Genomic DNA, 18,428 nt, shown 5'->3' with positions numbered 1-18,428 from the left:
GCGTCACACGTCCAGCTGGTCGGCGACCGCGCGCAGCAGGCCCGCGATCTTCTTGCCGGAGGTCTTCTCGGGGTAACGGCCCTTCTCCAGCATCGGCGTGATGTTCTCCAGGAGGGTCGTCAGATCCTGGACGATGGAGGCCAGTTCGTCGGGCTTCCTGCGCTGGGCGGCCGCGACCGAGGGCGTCGGATCGAGGACCACGACCGAGAGCGCCTGGTCACCGCGCTGTCCGGCCACGACGCCGAACTCCACGCGCTGACCCGGCTTGAGCGTCTCGACTCCGGCGGGGAGGACCGAGGAATGGACGAAGACGTCACCGCCGTCGTCACGGGAGAGGAAGCCGAAGCCCTTCTCGCTGTTGAACCACTTGACCTTGCCGGTGGGCACGTCTGTCCTCGTCCTCGTACTCGTCGGAAAACTGCAGGGGAAACGGGTCTTGATAACACCGCGGCGGGTCGACCTCGACCCGCCGCTACCAAGGCTAATGGTCTTCGCCCGGGTGACAAGACGTCCCCCGGTTGTTCCTTCGCGCTGGGAACTACCCTGGTCGGGTGCGTGACAAAACCCAAACGAATTCCGCCGCGCCCGGCGACCGACTGATCCGTGCCGGTGCCATCGTGTTCTTCATCGGCGCCCTGGCCACACTGGTCACCGTGGCCCCGCTGTTCCTCGACGCGACGCCCTTTCCGACGTACATGTTCGGCCTGAGCATGTTCATGGGCGTCGGCTTCCTGATCGCGGGCGCGGGGGTGTTGCAGTCCGTCGCGGCCGGACGCCGGCAGGCGCGCGGCGAGCGGTAGCCGCCCGGCCGTGACCGCCGGTCAGGCGGCCCCGGCGGCCACGTGCTCCGTGAGCCAGGCCGGGAAGTGCGTCAGGTCCGCGAGGACCACGTCCGCGCCGGCCGCGCGCAGGTCGTCCGCGGTGCACGGGCCCGTCGGCACCGCCACCGACAGCGCGCCCGCGGTGCGGGCGCCGCGGACGTCGCCGACGTGGTCGCCCACGTACACGCTCGCACCGTGCTCGCGCAGCGCCACCGCCTTCTGCTCCGCCCACAGGTTGCCGATGACGGCGTCCGCCTCGATGCCGAGGTGCGTCAGGTGGAGCTTGGCGTTCGGCTCCCACTTGGCGGTGACCACGATCGCCCGGCCGCCGGCCGCCTGTACGGCCCCGATCGCCTCCCGGGCTCCGGACATCGCGGACGTGCGGGTGACGGCGTACTCCGGGTAGATCTCCCGGTACAGGTCCGCCATCACCGCGACCCGCTCCGCCGGGAACCACTGCGCCATCTCGTCCTCCAGCGGCGGGCCCAGCCTGGTCACCACCAGATCGGCGTCGATGTACGTCCCGCTCCGGGCGGCCAGTTCCACGTAGGCGGCGTGGATGCCGGGCCGGGAGTCGATGAGGGTCATGTCGAGATCGAAGCCGACGACGGGGGCGGCGGAGCGCGCGGAGATCATGCCCACCATTGTGCCGAGCCGGGCAGGACGGTGTCCCGGCCTGCCCGCTACCTGTCCCGCTGGGACCGCCAGACCAGGAACAACGCCGAGGCCACCGCCGCCCCCCGCAGTACCCACGGCCACGTCTGCGCCAGTGCCTCGTTCATGTGGCCCTCGGGGATCGGGGTGCCCCAGCGGCCGGCCGTGCGGCCCCAGAGCCAGACGAGGCCCGCGGTGACCGCCAGGCCGGGGAGGACGAAGACCGCCCACTTCTTCTCCCCCTCGGACAGCCGCCGCGAGACATAGGCGAGGGCCCAGCCGACGAACAGCGCGATCCATGTCCCGGTCACCGTGCCCGCGACCAGGCAGGCGGCGGCGACGAGCAGGAGCGGGTTGCTCCAGCGGCCGCCGCGCAGCGGCGGAAGGAAACGGCGCCGGCGGGCGGCGGGCTCCGCGGCGTCGGACTCCGGTACCTGCTCCTCCGGCGCCGCCTTCGCCACCGGGGGCCTCGGCGGCGGCCTCAGCATGTCCGCGATCTCCACGCCGCCGACGAACCCCGGCACCTCCTCCCCCGGCCCGAACGGGCTCGCCTCGTGGCGCCACCAGTCCGGGGTCTCGCCGACGTCGCCCAGTTCGTGCGCGCCCGCGCGGTGCGGCGGTGACGGGATGTCCGGGGCTGCGGGCACGTCGGGGCGCGGCCGGGGGCGGGGCACGACCCGCCGCAGCCCCTTGGGGCGGCGTCCGGCGTCCGGCGGCGGCTCCTGCTTCCGCTGGACGGGCACCGCGGCGGCCGGGGTCTGTGGGGCGGCGTCGCCGCGGGTGCCGCCGGCCGCCTCGACGATGTCGTCGGGGCTGCCGAGCCGGTCGAGGATGCGGCGGACGGCGGCGGGGCTGTCGATGGGCGCCTTGGCGCGGCGCCGGTCGATCTCGTTGCGCAGTTCGGACACGAGCCGCATGCGTGTGGCCGACGACAACTGCCGTTGCTGTGCCACGTCGCCGACGCGGCTCAGATACTCGTAGACGACCTGATCGCTCTCGATACCCACGAAGTCCCCTCCGGGGCCGGTGCCTTGGATACCCCGCGATACGACGTTAGCGCAGCGTGGCCCCCGCACCGGCGTTCGGGACGGCTCGCACACGCGGGGTTCTCCACCTCCGGGCAGAGTCGGTCGCCGTATGCGCGCAGGACGTCTCTGCCGCCCTGTTCGGTGAGGCGTCGAGAACGGCGACTGTCCCTACCGGCAGACCGAGTTGGCCTTCCGAGGTCACCGGGGAAACGTTCCGTTCGTCCTGCCGTGCACCTGGCATGCAGGTTCCCGGTCCCGGCGGCGTCCCCTTCCCGGGCCCGCCACCCGCTACCGTTGAGCGGATGAGCAGCGACGAGAAGCCCTCGGCCCCGCGTTCCCTCGCGGAGGCGCTCCGTGCCCGGGACGACGCGTCCCTGGCCGCGCTCCTGCGCGCCCGCCCCGACCTCATCACCCCGGTCCCCACCGACCTCACCCAGCTCGCCACCCGTGCGGGTACCCGGGCGTCGGTGGTGCGGGCCCTGGAGCACCTCGACCGGTTCACGCTCCAGACGGCGGAGGCGCTGGCCGTGGCGGCGGAACCGGCGGCGTACGAGGAGCTGCTGGGGCTGATGGCCGGGGACGCGCGGGACGCGGCCGTCGTCGCCGCCCTCCCCGGGGCCGTGGCCGTGCTGCGCGAGCAGGCGCTGGTCTGGGGCGACGACGACCGGCTGCGGCTGGTGCGCACCGCCCGCGAGCTGCTCGCCCCGTCGCCGCAGCACCCCTCGCCGACCGGGCTGGGCCCGTCCGTGCGGGAGGCCACCGCGGGCATGTCGCCGGGCCGGATCCAGGAGATCGTGACGGCGGCCGGACTGCCGTCCACCCATGACTCGGTGTCGGCGGTCACCGCGCTTGCCTCGCTGTTCAGCGACCGCCGGAGGATGAGCGCGCTGCTCGCCGAGGCCCCCGCCGAGTCCCTCGAGGTCCTGGACCGGCTGGTGTGGGGGCCGCCGTACGGGCAGGTGACCGCGGATCCGGCGGCCCGGCTGCGCTGGCTGCTGGACCGGGGGCTGCTGCTGCCCACCGCGCCCGGCACGGTCGTGATGCCGCGCGAGGTCGCCCTGCGTCTGCGCGGCGGCCACGCCCATCGCGCGCCCGAGCCGGTGCCGCCCGCCGTGGAGGCGGCCGCGACCCGCAATCCACAGGCTGTGGACGCGGCCGCGGCCGGGCAGGCGTACACCGCGCTGGCGACCGTGGAGGAGCTGCTGAAGGACTGGGACGAGGGCGGTCCCGCGGTGCTGCGTGCGGGCGGGCTGAGCCAGCGGGACCTGAAGCGGACGGCCGTCGCCCTCGACGTGTCGGAGCCGATGGCCGCGTTCTGGGTGGAGCTGGCGTACGCCGCCGGGCTGATCGCCTCGGACGGTGAGGCCGACGAGCGGTACGCGGCCACCCCGTTCTTCGACGAGTGGGTGGAGCGTCCCGCCGCCGAGCGGTGGGTCCGGCTGGCGGAGGCCTGGCTGGCGGGGACCCGGACGCCGGGGCTGATCGGCGGGCGAGACACGAAGGAGCGGACCCTGTCGGCGCTCGGGCCGGGCCTGGACCGCTCGGCCGCCCCGGAGGTACGCCGCCGGGTGCTGGCGCTGCTCGCGGGACTCCCGGAGGGCACCGCGCCGACCGCCGAGTCGGTGCTCGCCCGACTGGCCTGGGAACGCCCGCTGCGCGGTCCTCAGCGCGACGACGACCTCCGCTCCCGGCTGGCCCGCTGGACCCTGTCGGAGGCGGAGCTGCTCGGCATCACGGGCAGAGGCGCCCTGTCGTCCCAGGCGCGGGCCCTCCTGGGCGCGGCGGCCCACCCGCACGGCCCGGTCACCGACCGGGGCACCGGCTCCCCGCAAGGCCCCGGCGACAAGCTGCCCTTCCACCACCACACCGCGCCCGCGCCCACCCCCGGCCCCCTCTCCCCCGCCGAGCAGGCCGTCGCCTCCGCGGCCGCCGTGCGGCTTCTCGCGCCGCTGCTGCCCGAGCCGCTGGACCATGTGCTGCTCCAGGCGGACCTCACCGCGGTGGCGCCCGGCCCGCTGCACCGGCCGCTCGCCGACATGCTGGATGTGCTCGCCGACGTCGAGTCGAAGGGCGGGGCGACCGTCTACCGCTTCACGCCCGGTTCCGTACGCCGTGCTCTGGACGCCGGCCGTACCGCCTCCGACCTGCACGCCTTCCTCGCCGAGCACTCCCGTACGCCGGTGCCGCAGCCGCTGACGTACCTGATCGACGACGTGGCGCGCCGGCACGGCCATCTCCGGGTGGGCGCGGCCTCGGCGTACGTCCGCTGTGACGACGACGCGATGCTGAACGAGATCCTGGCCGACAAGCGTGCCGTCGCCCTGCGGCTGCGCCGCCTCGCGCCGACCGTGCTGGCGGCCCAGGCCGACCCGGCGGCCCTGCTCGACGGGCTGCGCGCGATGGGGTTCGCGCCGGCCGCCGAGTCCGCCGAGGGCGACGTCCTGATCACCCGCGCCGACGCCCACCGCAGCCCGCCCCGCACGGCCCCGGAACCGGTCCCGGAGGGCCCGCCCGTCCCCGACGCCACGCTCCTCTCGGCGGCGATCCGTGCGATCCGCGCCGGTGACCTGGCGTCCACCGCCCCCCGCAGACCGGCCGACGACGCCACGGCACAGGCGCCCGGCGCACTCCCCCGCACCTCCGCCGCGGACACCCTCGCGACCATGCAGGCCGCCGTCCTCACCGGCGAGGCCGTGTGGATCGGCTACGTCAACGCCGAGGGGTCCGCCAGCCAGCGCGTCATCGCGCCGGTCCGGGTGGAGGGCGGCTTCGTGACGGCGTACGACCACACCGCGGACGAGGTCAGGACGTACCCGCTGCACCGGATCACGGGAGTGGCGGAACTGGCGGACGACGAGGCCTAGCCAGCCCTCTCGCCGTAGCGGCGCAGGGCCTCGACGCCGTCCGGGACGAACGTCAGGCGCCCGTCAGGTCGCGCAGCTCGCTCTCGGTGACCCAGGCGTGCCAGGCGATCTCCGCCGGGTCGGGGGTGAGGCTGTCGGTGACGACGGCTTCGTGGACGCCGAGCCGGTAGGGGCTGATCGCTCCCCGGCACAGGAACCTGAACGCGAACCGGACCGCCGGTGCCCGCACGCCGAGTTCCTCGGCCGGCTCGCGGGCGGCGGCCCGCTCGTAGGACTCGCCGGCCTCGACGCCTCCGCCGATCAGCCAGTTGTACCGGCCGGGAAACCGGGACATGGTCTCCGGGCGCCGGTGCACCAGGATCCGGCCGTCCGCGTCCCGGCAGACGGTCGTCGCGACGCGGTGCAGCCAGCCGTTGGCGATGGCCTCACCGCGGTCCACCACACCGATCACCCGGTCCCGCTCGTCGACCCGCTCCACCCGCTCGCCCGTGGCTGTCATGAAGGCCACTCTGTCGCACCCCCACCCCCGTCGTGGCCGGTAGGGCACACTGGACGTTTGGCCGCGTTCCACGGCCGTGAAGGAAAGGGTGCCGCGCGTGAATGGTCCACTCATCGTCCAGTCCGACAAGACCCTGCTCTTGGAGGTCGACCACGAGCGGGCCGACGCGTGCCGCCGGGCCATCGCGCCCTTCGCGGAGCTGGAGCGGGCGCCCGAGCACATCCACACCTACCGGTTGACCCCGCTGGGCCTGTGGAACGCGCGCGCCGCCGGGCACGACGCCGAGCAGGTGGTGGACGCGCTGGTGGAGTTCAGCCGGTATCCGGTGCCGCACGCGCTGCTGGTGGACATCGCCGAGACGATGGACCGCTACGGGCGGCTGACGCTCAGCAAGCACCCGGCGCACGGTCTCGTGCTGACCACCACGGACCGGCCGGTCCTGGAGGAGATCCTGCGGTCCAAGCGGATCGCCCCGCTGGTCGGGACGCGGATCGACCCCGACACGGTCGCCGTACACCCCTCCGAGCGCGGGCAGATCAAGCAGACCCTGCTGAAGCTCGGCTGGCCCGCCGAGGACCTCGCGGGGTACGTCGACGGCGAGGCGCATCCGATCGAGCTGGCCGAGGACGGCTGGGCGCTGCGGCCGTACCAAAAGCAGGCCGTGGAGAACTTCTGGCACGGCGGGTCCGGCGTCGTGGTGCTGCCCTGCGGCGCCGGGAAGACGCTGGTCGGGGCCGGGTCGATGGCGCAGGCCAAGGCGACCACGCTGATCCTCGTCACCAACACCGTCTCCGCCCGGCAGTGGAAGCACGAGCTGATCAAGCGGACGTCGCTGACCGAGGAGGAGATCGGCGAGTACAGCGGGACGCGCAAGGAGATCCGGCCCGTCACCATCGCCACCTACCAGGTGCTGACGACCAGGCGGAAGGGCGTCTACCCGCACCTGGAGCTGTTCGACTCCCGCGACTGGGGGCTGATCGTCTACGACGAGGTGCACCTGCTGCCGGCGCCGGTCTTCAAGTTCACGGCGGACCTCCAGGCGCGGCGGCGGCTCGGTCTCACGGCCACGCTGGTGCGTGAGGACGGCCGCGAGTCGGACGTCTTCTCGCTCATCGGGCCGAAGCGGTTCGACGCTCCGTGGAAGGAGATCGAGGCGCAGGGCTACATCGCGCCCGCGGACTGTGTCGAGGTCCGGGTCAACCTGACGGACGCCGAGCGGCTCGCGTACGCGACCGCCGAGGCGGAGGAGAAGTACCGCTTCTGCGCCACCACCGAGACCAAGCGGAAGGTGACGGAGGCGATCGTGCGCCGGTTCGCCGGGCAGCAGATCCTCGTCATCGGGCAGTACATCGACCAGCTCGACGAGCTGGGGGAGCATCTGAACGCGCCGGTCATCAAGGGCGAGACGTCCAACGCGCAGCGGGAGAAGCTGTTCGAGTCGTTCCGGCAGGGCGAGATCAGCGTCCTGGTGGTGTCGAAGGTCGCGAACTTCTCGATCGACCTGCCCGAGGCGACGGTCGCCATCCAGGTCTCGGGCACCTTCGGCTCGCGCCAGGAGGAGGCCCAGCGGCTGGGGCGGGTGCTGCGGCCGAAGGCGGACGGCCACCAGGCCCACTTCTACTCGGTCGTCGCCCGCGACACGCTCGACCAGGACTTCGCCGCCCACCGGCAGCGCTTCCTCGCCGAACAGGGCTACGCGTACCGGATCATGGACGCGACCGAGTTGCTGGCGGAGGAGGCCTGATCCGTCACGGTGAGGGGATCGTGCACACCAGGGCGATCACGAGCACCGACGGGGCGACGGTGGCGATGGCGGCCCAGCGGCGCAGGTTCCAGTAGCGGACCTTGCGGGGCAGCGACCAGGCGGTGACGAGCGCGGCGAGCGAGAGCACGCCGCCGAAGAGGATCGTGCCGTAGATCAGGTACAGCCAGGTCGTGAGCGCCGTCGGGCAGTCGGTGCCGCAGCTGTCGGTGGCCATCACGGACAGGCCGCCGAGGAAGAGGGCGGCGGGACCGAAGACCGCCAGCAGCACCGTGGCGACCAGCGGGGCGGTCGAGGTCCGGTGGTCGTAGTCGTCGGGACCGGGGACCGGGTACGGGGCGTGGCCGTAGTACGGCGGGCCCGGCTGGCCCGGGTGGTTCGGCGGGGAGTACGGCCCGTGCTGCGGCGTCGTCATACCCCGAGTGAACCGCCTGACGGGGCGGGCGGGCATCGGCGCGGATACTCATCCGGGCGCCTCGCGTACTCAGACCCGGCAGGGAACCATCCGGTGCTTCCGGCGGAGTTACCTGCGGCGGACGCCCACCTCCTCGCTGTACTCGCCGAGGACGACCACGTCGAAGGCCGCGCCCACGAAGACGCGTATCGCGTGCAGGGCGTCGCCGAGGCGGTGGTGGTGGGTGCCGGAGGATACGGAGGTCGCGCCGGACGGACGGCCCGGTGCGGGGGCTGGGGTGAAGGTCGCTGCGCTCATGCCTCCATGGTGCGATAGGGGACATAAGGGCGGCATCGGTCTGAGGAGCCCATTCGGGTGGCCTCCGTCTCCGCCTGCAGAGGGAGCGGTTCCTCCGGGGAGAGGGGGCCGCAGGAGGTCTCGTCCCCTAGGGGACGAGACCGGGCAGGGAGGGCGGGACGGGAAAACCCGTTGGCCTTCCGGCACCCCCGGGTCCTAGAATCTCCGCTCTTGCCCGCCTCCGCACGGAGCGCCGCCGCCCGGACGGAAACCGGACGGCTTCCCTCAGTCACCCCTTCCCGCAAGCCCGGAGGCACCCCCTTGTCCACGCCCGTGCCCGCTGACGACCCGCTCTCCCGTGAGCGCGCCCACCTCGCCTCCTCCCGTGCCGCGTTGCGCGCCATGCGCGAGGACGTCCAGTCCCTCGACATCAGGGACGTCACCGCGAACTGGGTCAACGCCCAGATCCTGGAGCGCCAGATCGGGGACCGCATCAAGGCGCTCGCCGACCTCAGCCACACCCCGCTGTTCTTCGGCCGGCTGGACTACCTCCACGCACCCGGCGCCGACCGGGCCGAGGGCGCGGAAGGGGAACGCTTCTACATCGGGCGCCGGCACGTCCACGACCACGACGGCGACCCGATGGTCATCGACTGGCGTGCGCCGGTCTCGCAGCCGTTCTACCGGGCCTCGAAGAAGGATCCGATGGACGTCGGACTCAGGCGCCGCTTCGGCTACACGGGCGGCGACCTGACCGCGTACGAGGACGAGCACCTCTCCGACCCGGCCGAGGCGGCCACCACCAGCAAGCTGCTCCAGCGGGAGATCGAGCGGCCGCGTGTCGGCCCGATGCGGGACATCGTCGCCACCATCCAGCCCGAGCAGGACGAGATCGTCCGCAGCGGGCTGGGCGGCTCGGTGTGCGTCCAGGGCGGCCCCGGCACCGGGAAGACGGCCGTCGGCCTGCACCGGGTGGCGTATCTGCTGTACGCCCACCGCGAGCGGCTGGCCCGCACCGGCACGCTGGTCATCGGGCCGAACCGGTCCTTCCTCCACTACATCGAGCAGGTGCTGCCCGCGCTGGGCGAGTTGGCGGTCCGCCAGGCCACCGTCGACGACCTGGTCGCGCGGGTCGAGGTGCGGGGCACGGACGAGGCCCCCGCGGCGGTCGTCAAGGGCGACGCGAGGATGGCCGAGGTGCTGCGGCGGGCGCTGTACTCCCACGTCACCCTGCCGACCGAACCGGTCGTCGTCGTGCGGGGTTCACGCCGCTGGCGGGTTCCGGCGTACGAACTGGAGGGTCTCGTCCGCGAGTTGCTCGCCCGTGACATCCGCTACGGCGCCGCCCGTGACGCCCTCCCGCAGCGCGTCGCGCATGCCGTGCTGGTGCAGATGGAGCGGGCCGGGGAGGCGCCCGACGACCGGGTGCAGGACGCCGTGGCCCGCAACAGCGCCGTCAAGGCGGCCGTGAGGGCGGTCTGGCCGCCCGTCGACCCGGCGAAGCTGGTGCTGCGGCTGCTCACGGACCCGGAGTTCCTCGCGGAGCACGCCGAGGGGGTCCTCACCGGTGACGAGCAGAAGACGATCCTGTGGACGAAGCCGGTGCGGTCGGTGAAGGCCGCCAAGTGGTCCGCCGCGGACGCGGTGTTGATCGACGAGGCGACCGACCTCGTGGAGCGCACGCACTCCCTGGGTCATGTGGTCCTGGACGAGGCGCAGGACCTGTCCCCCATGCAGTACCGGGCGGTCGGCCGCCGTTGCACCACCGGCAGCGCGACCGTGCTGGGCGACCTGGCGCAGGGCACGACGCCCTGGGCGACCCGCAGTTGGGAGGAGGCCCTCGGGCACCTCGGCAAGGCCGACGCGGTGATCGAGGAACTCACGGCCGGTTTCCGCGTCCCGACGGACGTCATCACCTACGCCTCAAGGCTGCTGCCCCACATCGCACCGGGCCTGACACCGGTCGCCTCCGTCCGCGAGAACCCCGGCTTCTTCGAGGTCCGCGCGGTGTCGGAGGACGCGGACGTCATCGCCGCCTGCGAGGAGTTGCTCGGCAACGAGGGGTCGACGGGCCTCATCGCGGCCGACGCCCGCGTGCCCGTCCTCGCGGAGGCGCTCACGGCGGCGGGGATCGCCTTCCTGGCTCCCGGCGAGGAGACCACCCGGGAAACCCGCCTGACCCTGGTCCCGGCCTCCCTGGCCAAGGGCCTGGAGTACGACTACGTGGTCCTGGACGAGCCGAGCGCGGTGGTGGACGCCGAGCCGGACGAACGGACGGGGCTGCGACGGCTGTACGTGGCGCTGACGCGGGCGGTGTCGGGGCTGGTGGTGACACACGCCACCGACCTGCCGGGCCAACTGGCCTGACCCGCCCAGCCCACGGGCAGGCGTGCCGCCCGGAGCGGTGGGGAGGGTGGGCGCCGGCCTCCCCCTGGCCTCCTCCCGCCTCGCCTCCTGCGCGGTCCGCGCCGCGGCCCGCCGGGCACCGGAGGCCGCGCCGACCGCGCGCCACCGCCCCGCGATGACCCGGGGTCCCCCGCGTGAGCGAAGCCGAGAGTGGGGGAGGCGCCCCGCCGATGCCGGGCCGCGCGACCCACCCCCGGCCGGCCCGCCCGTCACCCTCCGTCCAGCACCCGCCGCCACTCCCCCACGGCCCCCGCGGACACCGGCCCCGCCCAGCCGTCAGTCCGAGCCGCCCCGCCGATGTGGAACGCGTCGATCCCGGCGGCCCGCAGCGCCGGCACATGAGCGAGCCGCAGTCCTCCCCCCACGAGGAGCTGCTGCTCGTACCCCTGTTCCCCGCGTCGCCCCGCCTCGGCGATCAGCACGGCCAGCCCGTCGTCGGCCCCCGCGGCCGACCCGGCCGTGAGGTAGGTGTCCAGTCCGGGCAGCCCCTCGCACTGCTTGCGCAGGGCGTCGCGGTCGGCCGTATGGTCGATCGCCCGGTGGAAGGTCCACGGGCAGCCGTCCAGCTCCGCGACCACCCGTTCGACGGCGGCCAGGTCCACGCCGCCCTCCGCGTCGAGGAAGCCGAGCACGAACTGGTCCGCACCGGCCGCCCGCAGCTCCCCGGCGGCCCGGACGAGCCGTCCGACGTCCCCGGCGGTGAACCCGTCGCTCAGGCGCAGCATCACGCGCAGGTCGATGTCGACGGCGGCCCGGATCGCGGCGAACGTCGGGACGGGCGGGGTGAGCCCGTCGGCGGCGATGTCGGTGACCACTTCGAGGCGGTCCGCGCCTCCGGCCTGGGCGGCGACCGCGTCCCGCGCGTCGAGGGCGATCACCTCCAGGACTGCACGCTTGCTCATGGGACCCCATTTGTCGACGGCTCTACAGGTCTAGTCCAATTCCAGAGTACGCCTGTGAGGCGCCGCGCTCACCCCCGCATCCCCGGCCGGGCGGGGGAAGAATGACCGCATGGCCGACCACCCCGAACCCGCCACCACCGTCCACCACCTCGAAACCCTCCGCACCCGCTTCGCCCGCACCCTCGAAGCCGCCCGTGGCCCCGCCCCAGCCGCCGCCCCGGACCCCCTCCCCTACGCCGACGATCTCCTCCGCCGCTGGCAGGAGCCGCAGCGCCGCTACCACACGGTCACCCACCTCACCGCGGTCCTCGACCGGATCGACACGCTCCAGGAGTACGCCGACGACCCGGACGTCGTCCGGCTGGCCGCCTGGTTCCACGACGCCGTGTACCTCCCCGACCGTTCCGAGAACGAGGGCCGCTCCGCCCGCCTCGCCGAGCGCGCGCTGCCCGAGGCCGGCCTGCCGGAGGCGAGAACCGCCGAGGTGGCCCGCCTGGTCCGACTCACCGTCTCCCACGACCCGGCCGACGACGACCGCGACGGCCAGGTGCTGTGCGACGCCGACCTCGCGATCCTCGCCGCGCCGCCGTCGGCGTACGCCGCCTACGCCGCCGAGATCCGCGAGGAGTACCACTTCGTCCCGAACGACGCCTTCCGCGAGGGCCGGGCCGCCGTACTGCGCCATCTCCTCGGCCTGCCCCGCCTGTTCCGCACCCCGCACGCGGCGAAGGAGTGGGAGGCGACCGCCCGCTACAACATGCGCGCGGAACTGGAACTGCTGTCGATCTGAAGCCCGCGCCCGCCTACGCTGCACGTCATGCGTGCATGGGGCGGGGATCAGGTGACGGAGGCCGTCGCGGGCAGCGTGGAGCTGCTGCGGACGGTGACGGACAAGGACTGGACCGGCGTGAAGGCCGGCCGGCTGGACTGGACCTGCCGGCAGACGGCGGAACACATGGCGGGTGATCTCATCGCCTACGCCGGGCAGTTGGCGGGCCGCGCGCAGACGGCGTACGTCCCCTTCGAACTCGGCTTCGACGAGGGCACCGACCAGGCGGGGGTCCTGGACGTCATCGAGACCACCGGCGCCCTGCTCACCGCCACCGTCCGCACCACCCCGCCGCGGGTCCGCGCCTTCCACCCGTATCCGTTCCGCAGCGCGAACCGCGAGGGCTTCGCCGCGATGGGCATCGCCGAGGTGCTCCTGCACACCCATGACATCGCCGAGGGCCTGGGCCTGGCGTACGAGCCGCCCGCCGAGCTGTGCGCGTCCGTCCTCACCCGGATCTTCCCGCACGTCCGGCCCGGCCCCGAGCCGTGGCCGACGCTGCTGTGGGCCACCGGCCGCGGTGATCTGCCCGGCCGCGCCCCGGTCACCGAATGGCACTGGAACAACAACCTGGTCCTGCCGGCCGAGCGCCTCACCCTCGAAGGCATCACCCCGGCGGTCGCCGCCGACCTGGTCGCGGGCGGCGACGGCGGCTTCGGGTGGCTCGGCGACGCCCCCTTCGAGGGCACCCGGGAGGTGGCCGCCGGCCTGCTCAAGGCCTACGACACCGGGGTGCACCGGCCCGAGTTCGGGGCGTTCGTGCTCGTCCGGCGGGAGGACGGTCGGGCCGTCGGCAGCATGGGCTTCCACGGAATGCCCGACGAGGAGGGCCGCACCGAGATCGCCTACGACCTCGTGGAGCCCGCCCGAGGCCACGGCTACGCCACCGAGGCGCTGACCGCCCTCGCGGAGCGGACGCTCGCGCGGGACGACGTACACCTGCTGTACGCGGCGGTGGAGGAGGCGAACACCCCGTCGCAGGGCGTCCTGACCCGCGCCGGGTTCGTCCGGGCCGAGGTGGCGGAGGAGCCCCTCCTGGAGGACGAGACGCTACGGCTCTACACACGCCGGGGGTGACACCCGCCGCTACGCCCGGCGTCGCCCCTTCGGCCGTCGCAGTCCCGACGCCGTCAGGAGCCGCACCACCTCGCGGCTGCTGACCTCCACCGCGCCGGCCGCGACCACGTCCGGGTACCGGTGCGAGGGAATGTCGTAGTGGTCCCGTTCGAACGCACGCCGGGGCACCCCCAACTCGTCGGCGAAGACGTGCAGTTCGTCGAAGGAGACGTCGCTGACGAGGTGGGACCACATGCGTCCGTGACCCGGCCAGTCCGGCGGGTCGATATAGACCGTCACGCGCGCCTCACCGGGAACCCGCCCCGCCGGACGCCGCTCCCAGCGAACCGACCGCCGCGACCTTCACGCCCGCCTGGTGGCACACCCAGTGCGGGTCGGGCCCGAGTGCGGGCTCGATCTCCAGGGCGTGCGGGTCACCCGAGCCGCACACCGGGCAGATCGGCCAGCGGCCGTACCGCTCCAGCAGGGCGTCCTGCACGTCCTGCGCCACCAGTCCGGCCACGAAGCCCACGCCGTCCGGCCACTGCTCGACCCACCAGCGCCGCTGCGTCACGGACTCCTCGACCATGGACACGACGTCCGCCGCGGCCACGTCGCCCGAGGCCAGGTCGGCGAGGACGAGGGCCCGCGCGGCGTGCAACGCCTGTTCCAGTGTGCTGACGGGCGTGCGGGAGGAATTGTGGGAGGGGTCCATGCACCCATTGTGCGCACTCTTGACCGTGACACCGAGCCGAAAATACCTTTCACGGGTGCCCCAGGACGTGAAGGAAGTTTTCGGCGGCGCTCTCGCCGCCAAGGTCCGCGCGCTCGCCCCCTCCATGACGCGCTCGATGCAGCGCGTCGCCGAGACCGTCGCGAGCGACCCCGCGGGCTGCGCGGCGCTCACCGTGACACGCCTCGCGGAACGCACCGGCACCAGCGAGGCCACCGTCGTCCGCACCGCCCGCCTCCTCGGCTACCCCGGCTACCGCGACCTGCGGCTCGCCCTCGCCGGACTCGCGGCCCAGCAGCAGTCCGGCCGCGCGCCCGCCATCACCACCGACATCGCCGTCGACGACCCGATCGCGGACGTCGTCGCCAAACTCGCCCACGACGAGCGGCAGACCCTCGCCGACACCGCCGCCGGACTCGACACCGTGCAGCTCGGCGCGGCGGTGGCGGCGTTGGCCACCGCCCGCAGGACCGACGTCTACGGCGTCGGGGCGTCCGGGCTCGTCGCCCAGGACCTCGTGCAGAAACTGCTGCGGATAGGGCTCATGGCCCACGCCCACAGCGACCCGCACCTCGCGGTGACGAACGCGGTGCAGTTGCGGGCGGGTGACGTGGCCGTGGCGATCACGCACTCCGGGGCGACGCGGGATGTCATCGAACCGCTGCGGGCCGCCTTCGAGCGGGGCGCCACGACCGTGGCCATCACCGGCCGGCCGGGCGGCGCGGTCGCACAGTACGCCGACCATGTGCTGACGACGTCGACGGCAAGGGAGAGCGAGCTGCGGCCGGCGGCGATGTCGTCCCGGACCAGCCAGCTGCTGGTGGTGGACTGCCTGTTCGTGGGGGTGGCACAGCGGACGTACGACACCGCCGCGCCGGCACTGGCCGCGTCGTACGAGGCCCTGGCCCATCGGCACCGGTAGACCGTAGGGGTGTCCAGGCCAACCTGCGTCGGAAAAGAAAGAGTCGTCCGCCATGACCTCCACCTCGCGCCCCGACGACCTGCTCACCCAGCTCGGATCGCTCACCACCGAGGCCTTCCGGCCCGAACTCGCCGATATCGACCGGCTGCCCACCCTCGACATCGCCCGGCTCATGAACGGGGAGGACGCCGGCGTGGCCGGGGCCGTGGCCGCGCGGTTGCCCGAGATCGCCGGTGCCGTCGACGCGATCGCCGCGCGGATGGGGCGGGGCGGACGGCTGGTGTACGCCGGTGCGGGGACGGCCGGTCGGCTCGGGGTGCTGGACGCCTCCGAGTGTCCGCCGACCTTCGACACGGCCCCGGACCAGGTGGTCGGGCTCATCGCTGGCGGGCCGCGGGCGATGGTGACCTCCGTGGAGGGCGCCGAGGACTCGCGGGAGCTGGCACGGGCGGACCTGGCCGCCCTCGCGCTGACCGCCGAGGACACGGTGGTCGGGATCTCCGCCTCGGGGCGGACGCCGTACGCGATCGGGGCGGTGGAGTACGCGCGCTCGCTCGGTGCGCTCACCGTCGGGCTGGCCTGCAACCCCGGCAGTGCGCTGGCCGCGGCGGCCGAGCACGGCATCGAGGTCGTCGTCGGGCCCGAGCTGCTCACCGGGTCGACCCGGCTGAAGGCGGGCACGGCGCAGAAACTGGTGCTGAACATGCTGTCGACGATCACGATGATCCGGCTGGGCAAGACGTACGGGAACCTGATGGTCGACGTACGGGCCTCGAACGAGAAGCTGCGGGCCCGCTCGCGGCGGATCGTCTCCCTCGCGACGGGCGCGGACGACGAGGAGATCGAGCGGGCCCTCGCGGCCACCGGCGGTGAGGTGAAGGACGCGATCCTCGTGCTGCTCGCCGGGGTCGACGGGCCGTCGGCCGCCCGCCTTCTGGAGGAGTCCGGCGGTCATCTGCGTGCCGCGCTCGCCGCCGCGCGTCCCTGAGCCGCACTCTCAGCAGGTGCCTACCGATTCCCGTGCCACCGCCGCCGCGCTCCTGCCCCTGGTCGGCGGCCCCGCGAACGTCCTCTCCGTCGCCCACTGCATGACCCGGCTGCGGCTGGGCCTCGCCGATCCGGCACGGGCGGACGAGGAGGCGCTGCGGGCCGTCCCCGGGGTGCTGGGCCTCGTCGTGGACGGCGGGTCGTACCAGGTGGTGCTCGGGCCGGGAGTCGTCGGACCGGTGACGGCGGCGTTCGAGGAGCTGGTGGACCGGTCGACGGTGGCGGGGGAACTGGCCGCGCTGGGCGCGGAGTTGAAGGGCGAGCGGCAGCGGCGCAATGCCACGCCCGTCAAGGCCGCCCTGCGCCGCCTCGCCGCCGTCTTCGTCCCCCTCATCCCCGCCCTGATCGGCTGCGGGATCCTCGCGGGCGTCAACGGGCTGCTGCTGAACGCCGGTCTGCTGCCGTGGCTGACGCCCGCGCTGGCCGCCGTGGCGTCCGGGTTCATGGCGCTGATCGCGGTGTTCGTCGGCGTCAACACGGCGAAGGAGTTCGGCGGCACGCCCGTGCTGGGCGGGGCGGTGGCGGCGATCGTCGTCCATCCGGGCGTCGCGGAGGTCACCGCGTTCGGGGTTACCCTCGCCCCCGGCCAGGGCGGGGTGCTCGGCGCGCTGGCGGCGGCGCTGCTGGCGACGCACGTGGAGAAGTGGTGCCGGGGCCGGGTCCCGGCCGCCCTCGACGTGCTGCTGACCCCGACCCTGACGGTCCTCGTCGCGGGCCTGGCCACGCTGTACGGCCTGATGTGGGCGGCCGGTGCGGTGTCGACGGCGATCGGCACGGCGGCGGACTGGCTGCTGTCGACGACGGGCGCGTTCGCCGGGCTGGTGCTGGGCGGGCTGTTCCTGCCGCTGGTGATGCTGGGCCTGCACCAGGCCCTCATCCCCATCCACACCACGCTCATCGAACAGCAGGGCCACACCGTGCTGCTGCCGATCCTGGCGATGGCGGGCGCGGGCCAGGTCGGCGCGGCCCTCGCGGTCTACGTCCGGCTGCGCCACGACGCCTCGCTGCGCACGACGATCAGGTCGGCTCTCCCGGCGGGCCTGCTGGGCGTCGGCGAACCCCTCATCTACGGCGTCTCCCTCCCGCTGGGCCGCCCCTTCCTCACGGCCTGCGTGGGCGGGGCGGCCGGCGGGGCCTTCGTGGGCTTCTTCGCGATGCTCGGCGACCAGGTCGGCGCGACGGCGATCGGCCCGTCCGGCTGGGCCCTGTTCCCCCTGCTGGCCGGCGACCGGGGCTGGGGCACCCTGCTCGCGATCTACGCGGGCGGGCTGCTGACGGGGTACGCGGTCGGCTTCGCCACGACCTACGTCTTCGGCGTCACCGACCGCGTCATGGCGGCCGCCGGCTCCGTCCGCCCGGCCCCTGACCCGTTCGGTGGCCCGACACCTTCGCGATCCAGCCGATGAACGCGCCCGGGTCCTGGTCGGCTCTCCTCCGCGACTCGCGGCGCGACCCTGTCATTCGTCCCGAATTGCTAACAACAACTGGGACGAAGGGCCGTAAATCGGCGGGAATCCGCTCGCGGGACGGCTCGTACGGGGCCTTGTCGGTGGTGTGTGCGACGGTTGAGTCGGCGGTGTTCGCACCGTCGAACACTCAGGCCGGAGGAAAGCCCGCCGCGGAAAACGGAGACGCTCGTCATGAATCATGCCCAGCTCACCCACCTGGGGCGTGCCCTGCGGCTGCTCGGTGAGCACGGGGACGCCCTGACCGCCGACACCCCGGACGCCAAGCTGCACGAGGTCAGGTCGGACCTGCGGCGCGCCCTGGAACTGCTGGAGGAGGGCGCCTCGGCCGCGCCCGCCACACGGTGCGCCGAGCACCCCAACGGTCCCGTGGACGAGGCCGCCCCCGACCTGTGCCTGCTGTGCGAGACCCGGCGGCGGGCGGCCCGGCGCGCCGAGTTCGACGGACCCGCCCCGCAGGCACCGCACCCGACGGCCCCCTCCCGCTACGGCACCCGGGGCGACCGCCCGCAGCCCCAGCAGCGCTGGCTGCCCGAACTGTGGACGGGCCAGGAATGGCAGCTGTGCGGCACCCCGAGGCGCGACCGCCTCGAGGCCGAGAGGTACCTGGCCGCCCTGCGCCGGGGTTCCCGCCCCGCCATGGCCTACCGCCTGGTGCACGAGTTCACCGACTACGAGGTGCTGCGCGTCTGGGGCACCCCGGTGAAGGTCGACATCGAGCCCATGGGCAACGTCTAGGGCATGTTTC

The 18,428-nt window shown here is 73.8% G+C and carries 18 protein-coding genes and 1 pseudogene; 10 read left to right on the top strand and 9 right to left on the bottom strand.

Going from position 1 to position 18,428, the window contains the following annotated elements; translation table 11 throughout:
• Nucleotides 1-3: 3 nt before the first annotated feature.
• On the bottom strand, nucleotides 4-387 hold the full coding sequence (locus ACFWJX_RS03945; protein ID WP_359059499.1) for a cold-shock protein: 384 nt from the start codon (nucleotides 385-387) through the stop codon (nucleotides 4-6).
• 164 nt (nucleotides 388-551) lie between these two features.
• Here ACFWJX_RS03945 and ACFWJX_RS03940 point away from each other — a divergent pair, with 164 nt between their 5' ends.
• Nucleotides 552-800, top strand: coding sequence for a hypothetical protein (locus tag ACFWJX_RS03940; RefSeq protein ID WP_383236412.1), 249 nt, complete (start codon nucleotides 552-554; stop codon nucleotides 798-800).
• A 21-nt stretch (nucleotides 801-821) separates the two neighbouring features.
• On the opposite strand, the gene ACFWJX_RS03935 is transcribed toward ACFWJX_RS03940, so the two are convergent.
• A complete protein-coding gene (locus ACFWJX_RS03935; protein WP_383236409.1) occupies nucleotides 822-1,457 on the bottom strand; it encodes an HAD family hydrolase in 636 nt (211 codons plus the stop codon).
• A 47-nt stretch (nucleotides 1,458-1,504) separates the two neighbouring features.
• Nucleotides 1,505-2,482, bottom strand: coding sequence for a hypothetical protein (locus ACFWJX_RS03930; protein ID WP_383236406.1), 978 nt, complete (start codon nucleotides 2,480-2,482; stop codon nucleotides 1,505-1,507).
• A 323-nt stretch (nucleotides 2,483-2,805) separates the two neighbouring features.
• On the opposite strand from ACFWJX_RS03930, the gene ACFWJX_RS03925 reads away from it, so the two are divergent.
• Nucleotides 2,806-5,367 carry a helicase-associated domain-containing protein gene (locus tag ACFWJX_RS03925; protein ID WP_383236404.1) on the top strand — a complete coding sequence of 854 codons (2,562 nt, stop codon included), beginning with the start codon at nucleotides 2,806-2,808 and terminating at the stop codon, nucleotides 5,365-5,367.
• Here ACFWJX_RS03925 and ACFWJX_RS03920 read toward each other — a convergent pair.
• Nucleotides 5,364-5,866, bottom strand: a pseudogene (locus ACFWJX_RS03920) (NUDIX hydrolase). The gene ACFWJX_RS03925 and the pseudogene ACFWJX_RS03920 overlap by 4 nt on opposite strands.
• A 97-nt stretch (nucleotides 5,867-5,963) precedes the next feature.
• Between ACFWJX_RS03920 and ACFWJX_RS03915 the strand changes: the two are divergent.
• Nucleotides 5,964-7,610: a DNA repair helicase XPB gene (locus ACFWJX_RS03915; RefSeq protein ID WP_383236401.1), complete on the top strand. Its 1,647-nt coding sequence runs from the start codon at nucleotides 5,964-5,966 to the stop codon at nucleotides 7,608-7,610.
• A 4-nt stretch (nucleotides 7,611-7,614) separates the two neighbouring features.
• Here ACFWJX_RS03915 and ACFWJX_RS03910 read toward each other — a convergent pair whose 3' ends face one another.
• Together ACFWJX_RS03910 and ACFWJX_RS03905 are read right to left on the bottom strand one after the other, a co-directional pair.
• Complete coding sequence (locus tag ACFWJX_RS03910; protein WP_383236398.1) at nucleotides 7,615-8,043, bottom strand: hypothetical protein; 429 nt, start codon at nucleotides 8,041-8,043, stop codon at nucleotides 7,615-7,617.
• 108 nt (nucleotides 8,044-8,151) lie between these two features.
• Nucleotides 8,152-8,340 carry a hypothetical protein gene (locus tag ACFWJX_RS03905; RefSeq protein ID WP_383236396.1) on the bottom strand — a complete coding sequence of 63 codons (189 nt, stop codon included), beginning with the start codon at nucleotides 8,338-8,340 and terminating at the stop codon, nucleotides 8,152-8,154.
• Between the two features lie 300 nt (nucleotides 8,341-8,640).
• On the opposite strand from ACFWJX_RS03905, the gene ACFWJX_RS03900 reads away from it, so the two are divergent.
• A complete protein-coding gene (locus ACFWJX_RS03900; RefSeq protein WP_383236393.1) occupies nucleotides 8,641-10,686 on the top strand; it encodes a HelD family protein in 2,046 nt (681 codons plus the stop codon).
• 248 nt (nucleotides 10,687-10,934) lie between these two features.
• Here the strand turns inward: ACFWJX_RS03900 and ACFWJX_RS03895 are convergent, their stop codons facing one another.
• Nucleotides 10,935-11,627: a copper homeostasis protein CutC gene (locus tag ACFWJX_RS03895; RefSeq protein ID WP_383236390.1), complete on the bottom strand. Its 693-nt coding sequence runs from the start codon at nucleotides 11,625-11,627 to the stop codon at nucleotides 10,935-10,937.
• Nucleotides 11,628-11,736: 109 nt separating this feature from the next.
• On the opposite strand from ACFWJX_RS03895, the gene ACFWJX_RS03890 reads away from it, so the two are divergent.
• Together ACFWJX_RS03890 and ACFWJX_RS03885 are read left to right on the top strand one after the other, a co-directional pair.
• Nucleotides 11,737-12,417, top strand: a complete 681-nt coding sequence (locus ACFWJX_RS03890; RefSeq protein WP_383236387.1) for a hypothetical protein — start codon at nucleotides 11,737-11,739, stop codon at nucleotides 12,415-12,417.
• Between the two features lie 27 nt (nucleotides 12,418-12,444).
• Nucleotides 12,445-13,533, top strand: coding sequence for a GNAT family N-acetyltransferase (locus tag ACFWJX_RS03885; RefSeq protein ID WP_383236385.1), 1,089 nt, complete (start codon nucleotides 12,445-12,447; stop codon nucleotides 13,531-13,533).
• Nucleotides 13,534-13,542: 9 nt separating this feature from the next.
• On the opposite strand, the gene ACFWJX_RS03880 is transcribed toward ACFWJX_RS03885, so the two are convergent.
• Entirely contained in the window at nucleotides 13,543-13,812 is a 270-nt protein-coding gene (locus tag ACFWJX_RS03880) for a DUF4031 domain-containing protein (protein WP_383236382.1), read from the bottom strand.
• A gap of 7 nt (nucleotides 13,813-13,819) precedes the next feature.
• Nucleotides 13,820-14,227: a hypothetical protein gene (locus ACFWJX_RS03875; RefSeq protein ID WP_383236379.1), complete on the bottom strand. Its 408-nt coding sequence runs from the start codon at nucleotides 14,225-14,227 to the stop codon at nucleotides 13,820-13,822.
• A gap of 55 nt (nucleotides 14,228-14,282) precedes the next feature.
• Here ACFWJX_RS03875 and ACFWJX_RS03870 point away from each other — a divergent pair, with 55 nt between their 5' ends.
• The 4 genes from ACFWJX_RS03870 to ACFWJX_RS03855 all read left to right on the top strand — a co-directional run bounded on the left by ACFWJX_RS03870 (nucleotide 14,283) and on the right by ACFWJX_RS03855 (nucleotide 18,418).
• Nucleotides 14,283-15,167 carry a MurR/RpiR family transcriptional regulator gene (locus tag ACFWJX_RS03870; RefSeq protein WP_383236376.1) on the top strand — a complete coding sequence of 295 codons (885 nt, stop codon included), beginning with the start codon at nucleotides 14,283-14,285 and terminating at the stop codon, nucleotides 15,165-15,167.
• Nucleotides 15,168-15,219: 52 nt separating this feature from the next.
• Nucleotides 15,220-16,155 carry an N-acetylmuramic acid 6-phosphate etherase gene (murQ, locus tag ACFWJX_RS03865; RefSeq protein WP_383236373.1) on the top strand — a complete coding sequence of 312 codons (936 nt, stop codon included), beginning with the start codon at nucleotides 15,220-15,222 and terminating at the stop codon, nucleotides 16,153-16,155.
• A 16-nt stretch (nucleotides 16,156-16,171) separates the two neighbouring features.
• Nucleotides 16,172-17,620 carry a PTS transporter subunit EIIC gene (locus ACFWJX_RS03860; RefSeq protein ID WP_383236370.1) on the top strand — a complete coding sequence of 483 codons (1,449 nt, stop codon included), beginning with the start codon at nucleotides 16,172-16,174 and terminating at the stop codon, nucleotides 17,618-17,620.
• A 234-nt stretch (nucleotides 17,621-17,854) separates the two neighbouring features.
• The gene (locus ACFWJX_RS03855; RefSeq protein ID WP_383236367.1) at nucleotides 17,855-18,418 is read left to right on the top strand and encodes a hypothetical protein; all 564 of its coding nucleotides are present in this window, start codon (nucleotides 17,855-17,857) and stop codon (nucleotides 18,416-18,418) included.
• Nucleotides 18,419-18,428: the final 10 nt, after the last annotated feature.

This window comes from Streptomyces sp. NPDC058335, assembly GCF_042723915.1.
In the GTDB taxonomy this organism is placed as follows: Bacteria; Actinomycetota; Actinomycetes; order Streptomycetales; family Streptomycetaceae; genus Streptomyces.
Note: the sequence above shows the minus strand (reverse complement) of the source record. Positions and strands in the feature narration are given on the sequence as shown.